Annotated in this window: 15 protein-coding genes; 10 read left to right on the top strand and 5 right to left on the bottom strand. The window is 45.1% G+C overall.

Annotated elements, in window-relative coordinates:
- Positions 1 to 2 precede the first annotated feature (2 nt).
- Positions 3 to 506, bottom strand: coding sequence for a DedA family protein (locus tag PAEAM_RS29100; protein ID WP_100529788.1), 504 nt, complete (start codon positions 504 to 506; stop codon positions 3 to 5).
- Between the two features lie 860 nt (positions 507 to 1366).
- Here PAEAM_RS29100 and PAEAM_RS29095 point away from each other — a divergent pair.
- A complete protein-coding gene (locus PAEAM_RS29095) occupies positions 1367 to 1954 on the top strand; it encodes a sigma-70 family RNA polymerase sigma factor (protein WP_076328962.1) in 588 nt (195 codons plus the stop codon).
- Entirely contained in the window at positions 1941 to 2690 is a 750-nt protein-coding gene (locus tag PAEAM_RS29090) for a DUF3600 domain-containing protein (protein ID WP_100529787.1), read from the top strand. Before PAEAM_RS29095 ends, PAEAM_RS29090 begins: the two co-directional genes overlap by 14 nt.
- A 75-nt stretch (positions 2691 to 2765) precedes the next feature.
- Here PAEAM_RS29090 and PAEAM_RS29085 read toward each other — a convergent pair whose 3' ends face one another.
- Positions 2766 to 3641, bottom strand: a complete 876-nt coding sequence (locus PAEAM_RS29085; protein WP_165790096.1) for an AraC family transcriptional regulator — start codon at positions 3639 to 3641, stop codon at positions 2766 to 2768.
- 108 nt (positions 3642 to 3749) lie between these two features.
- Here PAEAM_RS29085 and PAEAM_RS29080 point away from each other — a divergent pair, with 108 nt between their 5' ends.
- Together PAEAM_RS29080 and PAEAM_RS32055 are read left to right on the top strand one after the other, a co-directional pair.
- The gene (locus PAEAM_RS29080; RefSeq protein ID WP_100529785.1) at positions 3750 to 4907 is read left to right on the top strand and encodes a Gfo/Idh/MocA family protein; all 1158 of its coding nucleotides are present in this window, start codon (positions 3750 to 3752) and stop codon (positions 4905 to 4907) included.
- A 379-nt stretch (positions 4908 to 5286) separates the two neighbouring features.
- Positions 5287 to 5610, top strand: coding sequence for a helix-turn-helix transcriptional regulator (locus PAEAM_RS32055; RefSeq protein ID WP_100529784.1), 324 nt, complete (start codon positions 5287 to 5289; stop codon positions 5608 to 5610).
- Positions 5611 to 5727: 117 nt separating this feature from the next.
- On the opposite strand, the gene PAEAM_RS29070 is transcribed toward PAEAM_RS32055, so the two are convergent.
- On the bottom strand, positions 5728 to 6048 hold the full coding sequence (locus PAEAM_RS29070; protein WP_036605715.1) for a winged helix-turn-helix transcriptional regulator: 321 nt from the start codon (positions 6046 to 6048) through the stop codon (positions 5728 to 5730).
- A gap of 415 nt (positions 6049 to 6463) precedes the next feature.
- Here PAEAM_RS29070 and zwf point away from each other — a divergent pair, with 415 nt between their 5' ends.
- The 4 genes from zwf (at position 6464) to yunB (ending at position 11232) form a co-directional block, all read left to right on the top strand.
- Positions 6464 to 7918 (top strand): glucose-6-phosphate dehydrogenase, encoded by a 1455-nt coding sequence (gene zwf / locus PAEAM_RS29065; protein WP_100529783.1) that lies wholly within the window; start codon positions 6464 to 6466, stop codon positions 7916 to 7918.
- A 548-nt stretch (positions 7919 to 8466) separates the two neighbouring features.
- Positions 8467 to 9360 carry a phosphogluconate dehydrogenase (NAD(+)-dependent, decarboxylating) gene (gene gnd, locus PAEAM_RS29060; protein WP_017692367.1) on the top strand — a complete coding sequence of 298 codons (894 nt, stop codon included), beginning with the start codon at positions 8467 to 8469 and terminating at the stop codon, positions 9358 to 9360.
- A gap of 85 nt (positions 9361 to 9445) precedes the next feature.
- Positions 9446 to 10090, top strand: a complete 645-nt coding sequence (gene fsa / locus PAEAM_RS29055) for a fructose-6-phosphate aldolase (RefSeq protein ID WP_036605718.1) — start codon at positions 9446 to 9448, stop codon at positions 10088 to 10090.
- 263 nt (positions 10091 to 10353) lie between these two features.
- Positions 10354 to 11232: a sporulation protein YunB gene (yunB, locus tag PAEAM_RS29050; protein WP_074096394.1), complete on the top strand. Its 879-nt coding sequence runs from the start codon at positions 10354 to 10356 to the stop codon at positions 11230 to 11232.
- A gap of 88 nt (positions 11233 to 11320) precedes the next feature.
- Here the strand turns inward: yunB and PAEAM_RS29045 are convergent, their stop codons facing one another.
- Positions 11321 to 12391, bottom strand: a complete 1071-nt coding sequence (locus PAEAM_RS29045; RefSeq protein WP_100529782.1) for a M23 family metallopeptidase — start codon at positions 12389 to 12391, stop codon at positions 11321 to 11323.
- Positions 12392 to 12631: 240 nt separating this feature from the next.
- Between PAEAM_RS29045 and lipA the strand changes: the two genes are divergently transcribed.
- Together lipA and PAEAM_RS29035 are read left to right on the top strand one after the other, a co-directional pair.
- On the top strand, positions 12632 to 13531 hold the full coding sequence (gene lipA / locus PAEAM_RS29040) for a lipoyl synthase (RefSeq protein ID WP_017692371.1): 900 nt from the start codon (positions 12632 to 12634) through the stop codon (positions 13529 to 13531).
- A gap of 14 nt (positions 13532 to 13545) precedes the next feature.
- Positions 13546 to 13965, top strand: coding sequence for a YutD family protein (locus tag PAEAM_RS29035; RefSeq protein ID WP_235200693.1), 420 nt, complete (start codon positions 13546 to 13548; stop codon positions 13963 to 13965).
- Between the two features lie 28 nt (positions 13966 to 13993).
- Here PAEAM_RS29035 and PAEAM_RS29030 read toward each other — a convergent pair whose 3' ends face one another.
- On the bottom strand, positions 13994 to 14797 hold the full coding sequence (locus PAEAM_RS29030) for an NAD kinase (RefSeq protein ID WP_036673293.1): 804 nt from the start codon (positions 14795 to 14797) through the stop codon (positions 13994 to 13996).
- Between the last annotated feature and the right edge of the window lie 102 nt (positions 14798 to 14899).

Raw genomic sequence — 14899 nt, 5'->3', positions numbered from 1 at the left:
AGTTAGAAATGTAATAAATGAAGCGTAGATAGTATGGGGCCACCGAAGTAAATTCCCGCTGTAAAATACGTTATGGTCCATAACAAAGCACTGGAATAGGAGATAAGAGCAAATTTTCTATACTGCACGCCACTGAGTCCCATCACCAAAGGGAGAACATACCGCACGATTGGAATGAACAAACCGACGCACATCGCCCAATTGCCACTTTTATTCAGAATCAGTTCAGCCTTAACGAAGTGTTTATGATGTTGAAAGCTGTGTTTTATCTTGGTTCCAAATAACTTCCCTGCAAAATAAGCAAAGGTAATGGCTGTTAATAGTCCTGATAAAATACAGAAGTATGTGATCCATGAATTGATAACTCCTGTATGACTCAAAATGGCACCGCTGATAATCGTGATCTCATTTGGGATTGGAATACCGAAAGGCCCTAATGAGAAGGCAAAATAAAAAATCAGATAACCATACTGATGAAGTAGCTCTAAGATCGTATTACTGATCATTGTTTTGCCTCCTCTCTTGTTGATATAGCAATCTTAATGAAAAAAACTAAGGAATTAATAAGCATAAATCTGAAGAAAATCTAAAGAATCCATAAGCAAAGCCAAACAACTTATGTTTAAGAGAAAAAGCCTTACCAACTTAGTGGCAAGACTTGAACAGGTGGACATATTCATGAGCGGTGATCAAGTGATATGAATTTCAGAATATCAAATAAAGTTTGTCTCAAAAGGAACGTATAAGCGAGCCCGAGTTGATTACCTATATCTTTATCTGCAAGGAAGAGGATGAGCATCAAAAAAGAGCCGAGACGTCATAATGACGACTCAGCTCTTTTTTGATGTCCCAGGGGATCAGACTTCTTTGAAATCAGTTTATTAAAGGAAGTAGAACCATCTGAATTTGGTACCAGCAACAATAAACAAAACAATCCATCCCCATAAAAACAACAAACGTAGAGGTCGTGGAATCAGTAAATATTCTGAGTACAATTTGCTGAAAAGTTTCATTACAGTAGTGACCACCCCTGCTAAGTTACTCCCTTATATCCGCTTTCGAAAGAAAAAGAGACGATAAGATAACCAAGATCCCGATAAGTCTATATACCGTGACGTAGGCCTCGAGGTTGCTTCTGGCGATTACAAATCCGATGATCGAAATAGATAATAGCAAAAGACCAAAGGGGATCTTATAACTCAGATGCAGAAACACCAATTATATCAAAATTAGGTATATTATATCATGATAAACACCAGAGGGCCTTTTTGTGTCAGATTCAGCCATACCTACTCATTCAATAATTAAATCGAACGATATGATGCTGACATACCAATATATAGTGTAAGGAGGAGGGGGATGGATAATGAGTGAGCAAGATGAGTACATAGAACTTGTAACGTTAATACGGGCGGGGCATGAAGAAGCTTATGGAGAATTATATGAGAAAACAGTGACGAGGATATATCAAACTGTGCGATTTCTCATCAAGGACAAGTCTGATGCGGAGGATGTAGTACAGGAGATTTACATTCAGGCGTATCGATCATTGGCGCGATATGATGCGGAGCGTGCTTTTCGTCCCTGGTTGATGGGGGTGACGATGCGACAGGTTCAGAGTTATCGACGCAAAAGATTGATGCAGTTTCGGTTTGGCAAGCGGATCGAAAAATCTGACGTGGGACTAGAATATGATTTTTCCACTGATCTGGTCAACAAGCTGGCAAATCGTCCTCTCCTGGAACAGGTGCGCCGTTTGCCATACAAGCTGCAGCAGGTGGTCACACTTCATTATTTAAATGAATACACGCAAGAGGAGATTGCTGGCATATTGGAGATTCCGCTTGGAACCGTAAAATCGCGCATACATGCGGCGCTGGCGAAGTTAAGACAGAAAGAGAAGATGAATCCAAGATTGCGGGGAAAGGTGGAGGATCTGCATGAAACTCGATGAACAGTTGCGAACAGCCTACCAGGAAGAGACCAAAGACTGGTCCGTTCCTGCGAGAATTAAACATAAAATGATGGATAGTATTCGAAATGATTCACACATCAGAAGAAATCGAAAAAAATGGCTGATCACTGGACTATTAGCTGTTGTGCTCATTATTCCCACCGGAGCCTACGCAGGATACACCTATCTCGCAGACGGAATATATGGTTCGCAGGAGAATATCAAAGCTATGGGGGGAACAGCTGAGGATTATATGAGGTTGGAAGCAAAGCTGCAGACGGCCAAGGCCCATTTCAGCGAAGAAGAATTTGTTCAATATATGGACTTGCTGAAGCAATTAGGGCAAATGGCCGTGAAGTATGCCGATTCTCAGGGCAATATGTATCCAGAGCAGTGGAGTACAGTGGAGCAGGAACGATATAACCTTCTTGTAGCTGAGCTGGAACCGTTTTTCGAGAAGCTGGAAGCTGTGAGTACTGCTTCACAAAAGGATCCTATGAATGAGCAACAATTCTGGACGGAGCAGTTGGCGCGGGCGGAGGAGATGTTAACTAAAGAGGAGTTTACCGAGTTCAAATCTGTGTATGAACAAATGAAGGCGTATGAAGTGATGGTGGTAGACAAGGATGGAAGCATTCATGATGAGCGCTTGTCAGTGGAACAGAAGGATGATTTGAGGCAATTAAGAGAGCGACTTATTCCGTATTTGGAGAAGTTGGGGCTTGATGTGCGGTGAAGCAAGTGAAATCGGTTTGTACGAGAAGAAGCGGAGAAGTGAATTCTTTCGCTTCTTTCTTGTTGTTGTGATCCATTACTTCCTCCCCTGCACTTTCAGCCGATATTGATGTGGTGTAGAGCCTGTGGTAGTACGGAATACTTTGCAAAAGTAGGAGGGGCTCGTCATACCGACACGGTGACCGATTTCGGGAACGGTGAGCGAGGATCGAGTGAGCAGCACACAGGCATGACGGATGCGGGTGGCTTGAGCATAAGCAACGATGGTGGTACCAGTCGCTTTTTTGAATACATGAGATAGATGATAGGGGGACAGATGAAGTGTATCTGCGATATGCTCCAAACGAAAAGGCTCCTGGTAATGCTGTTCAATCCATTGCATGATGGCTTCGGCATGAGGGTGAAGAACGGTTGCACTGGACGAAAGTACATCTTGGGAGCGGTGCTGCTGCCCGTCCTGCCACAGATAGCGAAGTTGTGCGAGCAGATCCAATAAAAAGAGGCGTGTATCCTCCTCTATTACGTGGGGAAGGAGAGCTGGATACGTATCTGCATATTGTTCCATTCGTTGAACGAGTGGGGATGTGGCAGCAAGTCGGATGGGCTGAATGGGGGATTGCTCTTCCAGCAGATCCTGTATGAAGTCGTGAGTAACGATAAATTGGGGCCAATGTGCCTTCAGTAGATCAAGTTCAACCATGAGTACATTTCGAATGAAAGGCTGCTGTCTGGATACTTGAATCTGGATGTGGTGCAATTGAAAAGGTCGAAAAATCATGAGCATACCGGGTTCAAGGGAGAAAACCTGACCTTCGGTTATCAACTGCCCATATCCTTCGTGAATATAGGTTATCTCCAGCTGCGAATGAGCATGGAACACTTCGCGAGACGTAGTATTGGATGTACGACGACAGACCAGATTAAATTGTTCTCCCAGAAAGATGGACTTCATGAATGCCTCCCTTATCATGCGCAAGATAGTTTTATTTTAGCACAAGATGAACGCATAAAAGCGCTTTATTATTGTGTATTGTGAAGAGAATAAGGGAGGTATGCAACGATGTTAAAAGTAGCGATTATCGGAGCAGGTGCAATTAGTGGAGCACATATCTCAGCATATATGGCGTTCCCTGAGCGATGTCAGATTGTTGCTGTGGTCGATATCTACATGGAAAAAGCACAGAAGCGAATTAATGAATATGGTCTGGAAGGTGCACAAGCTGTCACGGATTACACAGAGTTACTTGCCCTAAACATTGATCTGGTATCAGTCTGTACACCACCGTATACGCATGCTCCCATTGCGTGTGATTTCATGCAAGCAGGTGCACATGTGTTGGTTGAAAAACCGATGGCATCTTCCCTGGAGGAAGCGGATCTGATGTTGAGGGCAGCGCAAGCAAGTGGTAAGTTGTTATCCGTAGTAGCACAGAATCGTTTTACGACACCAATGATGAAGCTAAAAGGTGTGCTGGACAGTAAACGGATGGGACCGATTGTACATGTGCAGGTTGATTCGTTCTGGTGGCGGGGCCACAATTATTATGATCTGTGGTGGCGCGGGACATGGGAAAAAGAAGGCGGAGGCTGTACCCTTAATCATGCGGTGCATCATATTGATGCCATGCTTTGGATGATGGGACCTCCAGTGGAATTACAGGCGATGATGGCAAATACGGCACATGATAATGCCGAAGTTGAGGATATATCCATGTCGATGCTTCGCTTCCAGGAAGGGGCGCTTGGCATGATTACCAGTTCCGTCGTACATCACGGAGAGGATCAGCAGTTAATTTTTCAGGGCAAAGAAGCCCGGGTATCTGCACCTTGGAAAGTCGTTGCTTCTACCGCCCGGAATAACGGATTTCCGGAACCGAATCGAGAGTTGGAACACCAGATTCAGAAGCTCGCTGACGAATTACCGGATGTTATTCATGTCGGTCACGCTGGGCAAGTTGAGAATGTGTTAAATGCTATTGAGACAGGATCTCCCCTTCTGGTGGATGGCCAAAGCGGTCGGAATACGCTTGAACTGATTGTGGGCATCTATAAGTCGGCAAGTACGGGAGAAAAGGTTGTTTTTCCACTTGGGTCGGAAGACGCGTTTTACACAAGAGAAGGAATTATGCAACATGCCGTACACTTTTATGAAAAAAAGACGACGGTGGACAACTTCGAGGATTCGAGTATTACACTCGGGAGCAAGTTGGATTCGTAGTGTTTTCCGTGAAAAGGATGCCCCTCACATAAGTGAGGATGGGCATCTTTTTTTGTACTAGGTCGATTACACCTACATCACCATAAAAAATCAATACACTTGGTTTTTCCATCCATGTAACTCGTATTCACTTCAAGATCATAATCTCCATAGTCAGGGATTGGATCAATGAGAGCTACAATCAGTCTCGTAGTCGTGTGAGGGAGAATAGGCAGAATCAGTGCTGTTTAGCTTCAGCTTTTGAGCGTGTTGGTTCAACAGAAAGAGGGTGTAAATGTAGCGCTTTCACAGTTAGCGGATTCACGTCATTTTAGACACTTGGAGAAGATGATGTGGTGGATTGAAAAGCATTTGGATTATGAGATCAAGATTGGGTTAGATGGCGGCAGATGTTCACCTGTCCAAATCGTATGCTTCCCGCATTTTTCATCAAGAGACAGGTAGCAGCATTACGGATTACGTCACAGCTCGAAGGTTGAAGCAGGACTACTTATGCCTTGATATAACAACATTTTCGGTGGAGGAGATTGGCAGACGTGCCAGATTTCCGAACGGATGTATTTCATCCAATTATTTCGCAAATCTGCCGGGACGAGCCCGTTGTATTATCGGCAACAATTTGAACGGTGCAGCAAGCATTATTTTAGTTTGCAAAATAATAGCGTTATTACGTCTCTATACACAATTAGTATTTACCGTTTGAATTAAAAAAATCCCGGATGCGGATTGCACTAGCCAGTTGCTAAACGCGATACTCCACCTCCGGGATTGCACATCGGTAAGCTTCAAGCTAAATAAACATTAAGGATTCCTCAAGCTGTTACAGCCACTTATCAGCCCAACGTTCTACGGCGCTTAGCGCTCTCCCCAGTTCCGTTCCTTTTCGGGACAACATATATTCAGTTCGAACTGGACGTTCCGTGACCACATGGCGAACCACAAGTCCTTCTTCCTCCAGTTCCTTCATTCGCTCATTTAACACACGTTTGCTCAAGTCAGGGATATAAGCGTGAATCTCACTGAAGCGTTTGGGTTCCTCCATCAACGCATGGATAATGAGGGCTACCCATTTTCGGCCAATGATCTGATAAGATTGTTCCACTTTTGTACATATTTGCTTGGCATTCTCATCATCGCTCATGATTGTACTCCTTTGGTTTAGTATTGCTTGTAATATCATTAGTATACTTATTGTAACCTACTTGTCCACAGGCCATATGTGTAAAATGTCACATACCAATTGTTCTTAATGTTACCACATAAAGCGTTATCATCAAATAAAAACCCTATAAACACTGGAGTTCACAGGTTCGACACGATTATTGACGAATTGTGACGACAGGTGTAATATGGGTAACGTTAATTCAAATGGTTACAATTTATAACCTAAACACAGGTTGTGGAGAGAAGGAATGTTCCATGGGTAAATTCAAGTGCGTTATATAAACGGAGGCAAGGCGGGGAACACACCCACTTATTCCGTCTTTTGTCATGCTTGGATTTGAACATTTTGCAACATCATATACTATACTGCACAGATCACAGGAGGCACTCCAATGGATGCAATGACATTTGTCCTGTTCGGGGCAACAGGCGATTTAGCCAAACGCAAGATTTACCCTGCATTATATAACTTGTACATGGATCAGAAAATGCCGAAATCCTTCTCCGTTATCGGATTGGGACGACGTGAATTGTCGGATATGGACTTCCAGGCGAATGTTGAAAAGTCACTGCATGAATTCTCACGTCAGACGCCGGAAGAAGCATCTCAAGTTCGTGATTTCATTGGAGCTTTCCGTTATTGTTCTTTAAATAATACGAAGCTTGAAGATTACACCAAGCTGTTGGAACTGGTTCAACAGCGTGAACAAGAGCTTAACATTCCCGAAAACCGCATGTTCTACATGTCGGTGGCACCGGAATTCTTTGAGCCAATCGCATTAAACATTCAAGAAAGTGGCCTGGGTAACACCAGAGGCTGGAAGAAACTGATTATCGAAAAACCATTCGGACACGATCTGCAATCGGCGCGTGATCTGAACGAAAAACTGAGTAATACCTTTGCGGAAGAAGAAATCTATCGCATTGACCATTTCCTCGGTAAACCGATGGTTCAAAATATTGAGACGCTCACCTATGCAAATCCGGTGATTCAGGCGTTGTGGTCTAACCGTTATATTGCCAATGTACAGATCACGGCTAGTGAGACGGTGGGTGTTGAAGAACGTGCCGCTTATTACGACCAAAGTGGTGCCCTGCGTGACATGTTCCAAAACCATATGCTTCAGTTGCTGATGATGATTGGTTTGCATTTGCCAAAACGTTGCACACCGGAAGAAATTCAATTCAAAAAGCAAAAAATTGCTGAAGCACTTCGTCCGTTGACAAATGAAAATATCGCTTCTGAAGTTGTTCGTGCGCAATATGCAGCAGGTGAGTTGCAAGGTTCCACGGTTGTTGGATATCTGGACGAGCCTGGCATTCCAGCCGGATCTCAGAATGAGACGTATGTTGCCGCGAGACTGTGGATCGATGATCCATTCTGGAGCGAAGTTCCATTTTATATCCGTACAGGTAAACGCCTGGCTGAGAAATCCACTCGAATCGTTGTTGAGTTCAAGGCTCCACTGAAGACCGGTCATGAAGCCGAAAATACAACGGAACCTAACCTGCTGACGATTGAAATTGGTCCGGGAGAAAGCATCTCGCTTCAATTAAATGCGAAGAATCCATTGAACCATGGTGAAGTGGAACCAATGCATATGACCTTCAATTCAGGTAAACGTAACATCCCTGAAGCCTACGAGAATCTGATCTTTGATGCGATGCGTGGAGATTCCACCTTCTTCGCTCACTGGAACGAAGTGGAGCTGGCATGGCAATGGGTGCAACCGATTCAGGAAGCATTCGAAGCTGGCAGCGTGCCACTGGATACGTACAGTGCAGGTTCGCATGGACCAGAGTCAGCAGATCGCCTGACAGCAGCAGACGGCTACCGTTGGTGGTAAGTGAAACGAAAGAGTGAGCATAAGAGAACACAATAGTAAAAACAACTTACAACTTTACAATCCGTTCTGCTCACAAATAATCATTTGCACAAATCCAAACAAACCTTTTCAAGTCAACAGGATATAGAACGAAATGTTTTATTCCCCTAGAGCTTGTACTCAGAAGCGAGTTGGATGGAAGCAAATTGCTGATATAACAAAGTAACTATTACGAATTATACCGTTCCAATTTTGCATAAGTCCTTCCGGTTATGTTTGCCGGAAGGCCGTGAAAATTTTTGAATATAGATTAGCGGTTCAGTTTTAAAATGGGTTGGCTTGAACGCTGAGAATGTAGTGTAGGGGACGAAATCGATTCTGTAGAAGCAAAGCGTTCGCCTTTATCCCCGGATTTTCTCCTATATAGGAGATTCAAAAAATCTGGGGATAACAGCGATCAAAAGAACGATTCGTGACCGGAACGGTTACTTCGCCAAACGTTAAGCACTTATTTTTAATTTTGAACGCAAATAAAATTTAAACATTGTTCATAACAGGAGGATTTTGAAATGAAACTTGGACTTGTCGGATTAGGAAAAATGGGATTGAACCTGGGTAGAAACCTGATTGATCACAAACACGAAGTGGTTGCTTTTGACCTGAACGCTGAAGCAGTAAATGAAATGAAAGAATATGGCGCTGAAGGCGTATCTTCTTACGCAGAGATGGTGGCTTCGCTCGAATCCCCACGTGTATTGTGGATCATGGTTCCCCACAACGTAGTAGACGCAGTATTGGCTGAAGTTAGCCCATTGTTGTCCAAAGGCGACATCATTATTGAAGCGGGTAACTCCCACTACAAAGAATCCATCCGTCGCTACGAAGAGATGAAACCTAAAGGCATTCACTACATGGATGCAGGTACATCTGGCGGTATGGAAGGCGCACGTAATGGCGCATGTTATATGATCGGTGGAGACCCGGAAGCTTGGGCAATCGTTGAACCGGCATTCAAAGATACTTCCGTGGAGAATGGCTACCTGTATGCTGGTAAAGCGGGCAGCGGTCACTTCCTCAAAATGGTTCACAATGGTATCGAGTACGGTATGATGGCATCCATCGGTGAAGGTTTTGACGTATTGGAGAAAAGTGGATTTGATTTCGACTTCGAACAAGTAGCACGCGTATGGAACAACGGTTCCGTTATCCGCTCTTGGTTGATGGAACTGACAGAACGTGCCTTCTCCAAAGATGCAAACCTCGATGAGATTAAAGGTGTTATGCACTCTTCCGGTGAAGGACGCTGGACGGTTGAAACGGCATTTGACCTTCAAACCGCTACACCGGTTATTGCGTTGTCCTTGCTGATGCGTTATCGTTCCCTGGAAACAGATACATTTACAGGTAAAGTGGTAGCAGCATTGCGTAACGAATTTGGCGGTCACGCTGTAGAGAAAAATTAATTTATATATAACTGTTAACATATGATGAACATCGGGTAATGACTTATATCGTGTTTACGAATTCATCAAGTGGAGGGAACATATCATGAAATTTTTCTTGGATACAGGGAATGTGGAAGAAATCAAACGGATCGAACGTCTGGGTCTGGTGGATGGAGTCACGACTAACCCGTCTTTGATTGCCAAAGAAGGTCGCGTATTTAAAGAAGTCATTCAGGAGATCTGTGGCGTTGTTAAAGGCCCGGTCAGTGCTGAAGTCATCGGTCTCAAAGCCGAGGATATGTTGAAGGAAGCTTATGAAATTGCAGAATGGGCACCGAATGTAGTCATAAAATTGCCGATGACCGAAGATGGGCTGTACGCTTGTCATGAGTTGACGCAAAAAGGGATCAAAACCAATGTCACGCTGATTTTCTCCGCAGCACAGGGCCTGATGGCGGCGAAAGCTGGTGCAACCTACATCAGTCCATTCGTTGGTCGCTTGGATGATATTGCGGTGGATGGTATGAAATTGATTCGTGATCTGCGTCTTATTCTGGACATGTATGATCTGCCTTCCGAGATTATCGCAGCAAGCATTCGCAATATCAAACATGTAGAGGATGCAGCCCTTTCCGGTGCGCATATTGCCACCATTCCGGGTTCGCTTCTGCCGACACTTTGGAAACACCCACTGACGGACAGCGGAATTGAACGTTTCCTGAAAGACTGGGAATCTGTTCCGAAATAAAAAGATAGACATGGCCTGAATCTTTGGGTGGTGTGAACATAAAGCCTTTTGCCTTGCAGAGTAATCTGCGGGTGAAAGGTTTTTTTATCTCTGTTTATGTGTTTCCGATTTCCGGGTTAGTTTAGCCAATGAGGAGTACTCGTCCCTTTCATGTTGTTGTTACTTTCTATCCAGTGTCCACGTACTGTCCTTCTTTTTCGGGACAACGGTGCATAAGGTTAACATATAGCCTATAGCTCATCCCGTAGGGGAGGGACACTTCGATGATGAGAAGAAAATGGCGAAGCCGGAGACGCCGTAAGCCGCCAAGCGGCAAACGCAAAATGTGGTTGATCATTTTATTGGTCACCGCGTTTTGTTTGATGCAGGGCTTTGCTTATGTGGATAAAAAGATGAAGCCCCCAATCATGCACTTGGCCAAGATCAGAGTGAAACAGATTGCGACTGAAGCGATCAACAAGGCGATTACAGCACAGGTTGCAGATGGCAAAACCAACGAAGGACTGATTGACTGGAAGACGGATACCGCCGGGAAAGTGTCCGGTTTCATGCTGAACTACAACGAGCATATGCGAATCACCGCAAGTACGATGAATATTGTGCAATCCACGCTGCAGAATGTACACATGTTAAAAGAAAAAATCCCGCTGGGGCAGGCGCTGGGCAGTCCGGTGTTGGCTTCATTTGGCCCGAGTATACCGGTTCGTATTGAGCCCCAAGGAGCTGTCAAAGTGGACCTGAACACCCGTCAACAGAATGCGGGTATTAACATGATTTTGGTGGAAGTGTACATTCACATCATTGCTGAGGTCGCGGTCGTGGTGCCCTTCGACATGGAACCCGAAACGGTTGATACGGAAATTCCGATTTCCTACCTTTTGGTTGTCGGGGATGTGCCAATGTATTATTACGATAATCAGGGCAAGCCAGTGGGCAGTAACGGCAGTAATGCCCCAGCTATTGCGCTGCCATCAGGTCATACGGGTGTATCAAGCGGTAATGGAGTAACTACGAATCCCCCTGGCCAGAATCAGCAACAGACGCCGTCAGACCATTTGCAAGGGAATGAACTTGAAATTGAGCCGGATGATCTGCCTGATGTGAATGGGGGATTGCAGCTCAATAAGGACGCGCACCCATGATACACACAAATTTGAATTGCAAAGCAAAGAAAGGGGCCTCTATTAAAGAGGTCCCTTTTTCGCTTTGCTGATCGTGCATATCCTCGTCTCACTTGCTTTTCTTGCTCTTTTGTTTGCGTTCATCCTGTTCCCAATGTTTCAGCTGTGGATAAGGGTCGAACGACCATTCGTGCAGTCCGCTGTCGCGATAGATCCCATAGTGCAGATGTGGAGGGAATTTGCCCTGTGTCCCAGGTTTCCCGTAACCCGAACTGCCAACCCAACCTACGACCTGACCGGGTATCACAACTTCACCGATGCGTGCACTTTTGTCAAAACCCGAAAGGTGGGCGTAATAGTGATAATGATTGTTCAAATCACGGATTCCGATGCGCCAGCCACCAAACGGATTCCAGCCTTTGATTTCCACGACCCCGTAACAGGTACTGCGCACAGGCAGGCCATGCGGAGCGAAAATATCTGTTCCCTCATGAATGCGATAACCGCCCCAGCTTCTTTTTGTCCCCCAGGTACTGCGATAGGAGTAGTTGGTTCCGAGCGGGACCGGAAAGGCATGTCCGAATAGATCCAGATTGTCAAAATGCTCATATAACTTCGCGAATTGCTGTATCCGTTGCACAGCACGGGAGTTGTGATAATATTCCCACAAGGCAATGTTGAAGTCCTCTTGTTTGTTTCCGTAACCTTGAATAACAGAAGCCATGCTGTACAGCACATCCTGATCATTGTTGGCATCCGCTATACCGTCTCCTGAACCATCACGTCCATATCCTTTGAAAAAAAGAATGGATTCCGGATGTTGATCCGTCTCATCGGGATTTAGCCATCCTCTCCAGGCCGGAGGGGTCATAAAAATACCCGTAAGCCGCTCCGGATGCTTGCGATCCTTTGGATGTGCACGAGTAATCGTTCGTTCATACTGATCAATGGCAGCAAGCCTGTACCAAGGAATCTGGGTCATCTGACCGATGGTTTCATATAAATGGCGACGTGCAGCGAAAATTTCTGCGGGTTTTAACTCGGCAACCTGTGGTTTGGGAGCGGCCTGGGCGGGTTCACCGTAAACTTCAACAGGCAAGAATGGGAGAAGCAGAGTACCTGCAAGTAATGTTTTGATCCAAAAGCGGCACGTGTGCCTGAAGGTCAAGCGTTGTTGCACTGGGAAGCAACCCCTTTCCATTAGAATGATACAAGGTACCCGATGAACCAAGCTAAAGGTTAGCGTTCTTCAAAAGTTCTCATTTTATCCATGTAAGCTCTTGGGGGGAATCCAATTATACAAATTGTCCATATCGGGCATGAATGCACAAGATGTGACAAATTGGGGTTTTTCCAGCGCTTTCATGGTATAATATGTTCCGAGCAACAGCCTAACTTCAGTAGAAAGAAGGTTTATGCATTGGCTAAACGTGTTAAAGAACCGAAGCCGGATTGGATTCGGATCAAATTGACAACCGGCGATAACTATCAGGAAATGAAAACGATGATGCGTTCCAAAACGCTGCATACGGTATGTGAGGAAGCACGGTGTCCAAATATTTATGAATGCTGGGCCAATCGAACGGCCACTTTTATGATTTTGGGCGACATTTGCACAAGGGCATGCCGTTTTTGCGCGGTGAATACAGGCTTGCCAACGGAGCTTGATTTGCAGGAACCAGAACGTGTGGCGGAAGCAGCAGAGCAGATGAATCTGCAACACTGCGTAATTACAAGTGTAGCCCGTGATGACCTGAAGGATGGGGGAGCTACGATTTTTGCAGAGACCGTGAAGGCCGTAAGACGACGGTTGCCATTGTGTAGCGTTGAAGTACTCATTCCAGACTTTCTGGGCGATCGGGAATCTTTGCAGATTGTAATGGATGCCAAACCGGACATTCTGAATCACAATATTGAGACGGTTGAGCGGTTGTCAGACAAAGTGCGTGCCAAGGCGAAATATAAACGTTCACTGGAATTGCTTGCTCGTGCCAAAGAAATGCAACCTAACATCCCTACGAAATCAAGCATTATGCTTGGTGTAGGTGAGGAATATAATGAAATTTTATCAACAATGGATGATCTTCGTGCGGTGAACTGTGATATTATGACGATTGGTCAATATTTGCAGCCATCGGAGAAACATCTGTATGTTGAAAAGTATTATCCGCCAGAGGAGTTTGCTGCATTGAAACAGGAAGGATTAAAACGTGGGTTCAGCCACGTCGAATCCGGCCCGATGGTACGCAGCTCCTACCATGCGCATGAACAGGTGAAATCGGCTACCAAACATGCTGAACAGGCGGCAACACACGCGTGATGGAGGATACCGGATTGGAAGAAGAAAAAATCACAGAACAGATTCAGGACCAACTTCAGGAGCAGATCCAGGAGCCGGTTCAGGAATCAGTTGTTGAATCAGTTGAGGAAAAGCCCAAAGAACCGGTCATTGTACAGATCGGCGGCAAAAATTATGAAATCGTCCAGAACCACAAAGAGGGCTGGAATCCAGAGGTTTTCCGTGATCGTTACAGTGAAGTGCTGGAGCGTTATGATTATATTATCGGAGACTGGGGTTATAGCCAGTTGAGGTTAAAAGGTTTTTACCGTGATAACCATCCAAAAGCAACGAAGGATTCCACGATTGCCAGTATGGTGGATTATATCAATGAATATTGTAACTTTGGCTGTGCGTACTTTGTGCTTCAGAAGAGCAAGGATCAACCTCAAGCCAAAGCAAAAAGCGGTTCCTGAGAAGGACCGCTTTTTTGGTGTGTTTATTTTAGTCAAGAAATGCCGTGCGAACCCGGTTCCAGAATGGATAAGGGCGGAAACGTGCGAAACTGACCTTGTGACTGGATACCTGACAACGGACGGAGATCAGATCCTCCACCATCACATTCACATGATCAATCGTCATCAATAACCGCTGATCCTTGCGGGAGAAAATATCACAATGATGATGCTTGGGCAAAATAACCGGTGAACCAAGTGTACGATAGACCCGGTTATTAATCGATGCAATCTCCGCAATCTGAATCGCCTCGATGGTTGGATGAACCATGGCACCGCCAAGGGCCTTGTTGTATGCCGTGCTGCCTGATGGCGTGGATACACAGATGCCATCCCCACGGAACATCTCAAATGTCACATCGTTAATATCGACCTGGGCTACGACGGTACCGTCTACACCTTTTAACGTAAATTCATTAAGGGCGATGTAAGAGGAATTCCCCGACTTTTTACGAATCTCAAGCTCCAAGAGTGGGTATTGTACAATACGTGGTTTGAGACGCTCCGGATCTCCCTTGCCACTCATCAGCCTGACTAACTCCCGTAATTCTTCCTTCTTCCAATCGGCGTAAAAGCCGAGATGGCCTGTATGAACCCCAACAAAAGCAATATCCGGAATACGGTCGATGAAATTGTGAAATGCCTGTAGCATCGTACCATCGCCCCCGATGGAGATAACAATCTCCGGCGATTCTGCATCCAGCTTGAACCCTTCTTCCTTCGCCAGCGCATGAAACTGCTGACTGAGATCAATCGATAACTGGTCTCCGCGGTCTTGAACATAGTATCTCAAGATGAAAGCTCCTTTGTGGTCATTATACTACCGATGATAATCAATTCCGCTGAAGAACACAACGTTTGGGCGCATATTCAGTTAAATATAGATGAATCGTTC

Source organism: Paenibacillus sp. GM1FR (assembly GCF_002803315.1).
Taxonomy (GTDB): domain Bacteria; phylum Bacillota; class Bacilli; order Paenibacillales; family Paenibacillaceae; genus Paenibacillus; species Paenibacillus amylolyticus.
This window is presented reverse-complemented; position numbering and strand designations above follow the sequence as displayed.